Source organism: Dietzia sp. Cai40, from assembly GCF_014145165.1.
In the GTDB taxonomy this organism is placed as follows: domain Bacteria; phylum Actinomycetota; class Actinomycetes; order Mycobacteriales; family Mycobacteriaceae; genus Dietzia; species Dietzia natronolimnaea.
Map to the genome: position 1 here is coordinate 1 of NZ_JAALEB010000458.1, position 1,978 is coordinate 1,978.

The window sequence follows — 1,978 nt, forward strand, 5'->3', positions numbered from 1 at the left end:
TCCGGCGTCGCGGTGCGTGCCGTACCAGTCGTCGGCTCCGGCGACGGGCGCGGACATGCCCTGCTGGGCGGCGGCCGCGCGCTCGGCCTGACCCCACCTGGGCAGAGGCTCCGGCGAGGGCTTGCCCTCGACGCGCCCCGGGGTGGCGACCCCGGTCTCGAGGAACTCCATCACCACCGCGTCGACGGCAGCGTTCCCTGTGCGGAAGGTGCCGTGCTCGCCGCCGCCGACGACGACCAGCGTCCCGTCGAGCGTCTCGACGACCCTGTGGGCACCGGCGATCGGGGTGACGGCGTCCTTCTCCGAGTGCAGGACGAGCGGCTTCTGGTCGAGGGCGTCGCCGTTCGGCTGGATGGTGCGTGCGACCGGCGCCCAGCCCACACAGTCGTCACCGGCGGCCTCGGCCGCGGCGCGGGTGGTGAGCTTGTTTCCGCCCGTGTAGCGGTCCGCCTTGGCAGCCATGACGCCGAGCTCGCTCGGCGGCGAGGCGGTCTCGTTGCACGTGATGATCGCGTTCATCTCGATGTCGGTGCGGAAGACCGGCGAGCGGCTCTCCTGAGCGGCGACGATCCGGGCGGCCGTCGGGTAGTCGACCCGGGCGATGTTGCCGCCGTCGTTGTAGTACTTGAGCATGTGCGCCAGCATCGGCCACGCCTGCTCGGAGTAGGTCGCGCCCACCGTGGCGTCGTACAACCCGGTGGTGGCGTTGTTGGTCAGACCCTGCAGCGCGACGGCGCGACCGAGACCCTCGACGCGGGCGAGGGCGGGCGCGGTGCCGTTGATGGTGTCCAGCGCGGGCCGCTCGAGCGGGGTGCCCCGCAGCTCGACGGGCAGGTCGCGGGTCTCGGCCGGCGGCGGGGTGAGGTTGGCGGGTCCCCCCACCTCCTGGTCGGTGACCCACTTCCAGGAGTGGAACACCTTGCGCGGGGTGTCGCCGAGGCCGTAGTAGTCGTCGCGCTCGGCGATCCACGTGAAGATGTCGTTCAGTCGTCGCTCCTGGGCGAGCGCGCCCTGTTCGGCCTGGGTGGACCACCGCCAGTCGGGGTGCGTGTTGGAGTCCAGCACCATGCGGCCGGTGTGCTCGGGGAACAGGGTCGCGAAGTCGGTGCCGATCGCGGTGCCGTAGGACACGCCCACGTAATCGATCTCGGCGAGCCCGAGCGATTCGCGGACGGCGTTCATGTCGCGGGCCGCGTTCTCGGTGGTGAACGAGGCCATGTAGGCCGGATCGGTCCCGAAGCAGGCGTCGTGCAGCGCGTTGGCGGTGGTGGGGCCGACGAAGGCGACGTCACAGGTCATCGGGTTGGAGCCGTAGAGGCCACGCGGCTGGACGGCCACGAGGTCGTGGTTCTCGTACAGGCCGGCGGGCGCGGTGCCGTCGAAGGCCGGGCTCCAGAAGTTGAGGGCGTAGTTGCCGGGGCCGCCGGGATTGCCGAAGACGGCCGACCGGGCCTGCCCGGAGGACGCCTTGATGCGGGTCAGCGCGACCTCGGTCCGGGCGCCGTCGGGCTGGCTGTAGTCGACGGGGACCTCGACGGTCCCGCACTCGAGACCGGCCGGCACGTATTCGGCCTCGATCCCGAGCATCTCGGTACAGTCCTGCCACTTGACCGGGGCGGCGGCGGCCACTCCGGTACCAAGAAGTGCGATCGCCCCAACGACCGCGGTGGTGCCAACGAAAGTGCTAGACGGCTGCACCGATCCCCGATTCCATGTTCTGTAGATGACTGCCAGACGAATCGGACGCCGCGACCGCTCAAGTTCACGAGCGTCACAAGCGTCCGAACCGCTCCAAATGTAGCCTGTGGCGGGTGCCACGCCGCACCAACTGGCACCGACTCAGGGAACCGTCATCCGATCGTTACCGCGTGCGGGGTCGGTGCCGAAAAGGTGCAGGCAGAAGTGGATATATCACTGTTCATGCCGGCTGCCGCGGGTCAGCAACGCGAGCGTGGTGGCGACCATCGCGACCCCGGCC

Annotated in this window: 1 protein-coding gene; it reads right to left on the reverse strand. The window is 70.3% G+C overall.

Annotated elements, in window-relative coordinates:
* Positions 1 to 1,629 (reverse strand): alpha/beta fold hydrolase (locus G6022_RS15540; RefSeq protein ID WP_182691950.1); only part of this gene is annotated, 1,629 nt, incomplete at its 3' end.
* Positions 1,630 to 1,978: the final 349 nt, after the last annotated feature.